We start from the raw sequence: 2,333 nt of genomic DNA, 5'->3' as shown, positions 1-2,333 counted from the left end.
GCTGTCGGCCAGGCCGAGACCGCGCACCAGCACGTACTGGGAGACGATGGTGCCCTCGCCGATCAGCCGTCGCAGCACCCCGGCGAGGGAACCGCCGCGAGCCCGGAGCAGCCGGATCTCGGCGGCGCGCCGGTCGGTGGTGAGCGCGGCGGCCAGGAACAGCACCACGGTGGCGACGCCCGCGACGCCGGCCGGGCCGATCGCGCTGAGCGGCAGCGAGGCCCGGTAGCGCTCGTCCGCCCGGGTGAGGACGTCGGGCAGGCCGGAGACGGTCTGCAGGTCGGTGCGTCCGGTCGCGTCGAGGAGGGCGGTGGCGTCGCGCCCGGTCAGGAAGGATCTGATGACGTCGCGGGTGCGGTCGATCCGGTCGGCGTGCAGCGAGGCGGGGTCGACGGGCAGCCGCCAGAAGTTCTCGGCGGTCGAACCCCAGCGGACCAGCGCGGGCAGGCTGCCGCCGTCGACGAACCCGCTGGTCGTCCAGTGCTCGTGGTCGGCCTTGGTGTTCAGGCAGGCGCGGGCCGGGCAGCCGAGGTCGTCCCAGAAGGGGTCCTGGGGGTCGTTGACCCGGTAGAGGCCGACCACCACGGTGGTCCGCCTGGCGCCGGAGCTCTCGACGCCGTTGTCGATGACGTCACCGAGCTTGATGCGGATGGTCTCGGCGGCCTTCTCGCTGACCACGATCGGCAGCGGACCGCCGACGGCGCCGGGGGTCGGCCAGGTGCCGTCGGTGAGGGTGGCCCGGGCGGCCAGGTCGTGCAGGTGGAGCAGGCTGAGGGCCGGGTAGGGCTCCTTGTCCGAGAGGTGGGCGTACCCCGGATTGGCCATGGAGTGGTCGCCCAGGGCGCGGGCACCGTAGGCCTGCCCCGGCTGGGCCGGCGTCAGCCGCCGGCCGACCTGTTCGATCAGCTGCCGCTGCACCCGGTCGAGTTCGAGGGCGTTGTCGTCGTCCCTGGTCCTGGAAGTGGTCTGCAGGCTGGTCTGGTTGGGGCCCTTCCCGCTGACGAAGTCCTGGAGTGCCGTGTCCGCGCCCCGGTCCGCGAGGCGGGGGAAGGCCGCCGCCAGGAAGACGGTGACGAACGCGAGGGCCGCCATGAGCAGCGCGGACAGCGGGTTCGCCCGCAGCCTGGTGCGGACCCAGCGCGGTGGGCGCTGGGCGGAGTCGCGGGTGGGCACGCGGGTGCCGGCCTGGGCGGTCACTTCTCCTCCACGTGGCGCAGCCTGCGCACGACGGAGCCGAGCATCACGTTCCTCCCCCGGTCGCATCCCGGCCCCACTCGTCGATCCGGTCCGGGGACGTCGGCTGCGGACGGGCACCCTGGGGGCGCACCGGCGCAGTGATCACCGGCCTTCGGTCACCGGATAGCGGACGATGCTGTCAGATTCAATCCGGGAACGGAAGGGACTTGCGCGATTCACGTGAGCGAGGGGCGAATTCCTCGTCCTGCCCTCGGCTCAATCGGGAACACGTCATTGAAATGACGTGCGCACCCCACCGGCCGGGCCGTCTCGCACCCCTTGTGACCAGGGAACTTTCCTTTCATGAATTCCCCGCCCGGGATGGTGAACCGAAGAAGTCGCCACATCCGTTCGCCCGGACCTGGTAGGCGCCCGGGCTTCGTGGCGGGGGAGCGAGGCGGTCGGAGTTGCAGGCGGTGCGGGGTGGTGAGCCGCGCACGGCCGGGGCCGCGGTGCCAGGTCGAGTCGGTACCAGCGCTCGTCCCAGTCCTGCCCGGCGGCCTCGGCGTACGCGGCGGCCGGCCTCCAGTCCCCGGCCCAGGCCGCCTCGGCCATCGCCAGGGACTCCTGGCGCAGGTGCGGGGGCGGTGGCGGACCGGCGCGGCCCGGGTCGAGCCGGTCGCGGGGGGCCATGCCGTACGTGGGCGCGTCGAACTCGGTCCGGGCCCAGTTCCGGGCCCTGTTCCTGCGGAACCTGAGGACGCCGGCGAAGGCGAGCATGCCCAGCAGGCCGAGGACGAGATACGTCACGGCGGAGCATCATCCTTGATCGCGGCTCGTGCGGGCAACGCGATGGACGGGCGGTGTGCTCCGGTGACGGACCGGTGTGCTCCGGTGACGGCGGGCGCGCGGACGGGCAGGGGAAGAAGATCCAGGCTCTTGCCCCGGCCGAATTAGTCATCTTAACTATGCATCCAGAGGCGTTGATCCACTGCACGTCGTCATCGCCGGCTTCACGGGCACCCTTGTGGGCCGCCCTGGACCGCCCGAACTCCAACGGATGCCGACCGTCCGTCACCCCGGGGTTCCGCGCGCGTTCGAAGCGACCCGAGCGATCCGATCGGGGGCCTCGGCCCAGGCGATCCGATCCGTACCAC

The 2,333-nt window shown here is 72.4% G+C and carries 1 pseudogene; it reads right to left on the bottom strand.

Going from position 1 to position 2,333, the window contains the following annotated elements:
* Positions 1 to 1,197 (bottom strand): annotated as a pseudogene (locus ACIQOV_RS37835) (hypothetical protein); the annotation flags it as partial.
* Positions 1,198 to 2,333: the final 1,136 nt, after the last annotated feature.

It is taken from the genome of Kitasatospora sp. NPDC091257 (assembly GCF_044757675.1).
Classification (GTDB): Bacteria; Actinomycetota; Actinomycetes; order Streptomycetales; family Streptomycetaceae; genus Kitasatospora; species Kitasatospora lactacystinica.
This window is presented reverse-complemented; position numbering and strand designations above follow the sequence as displayed.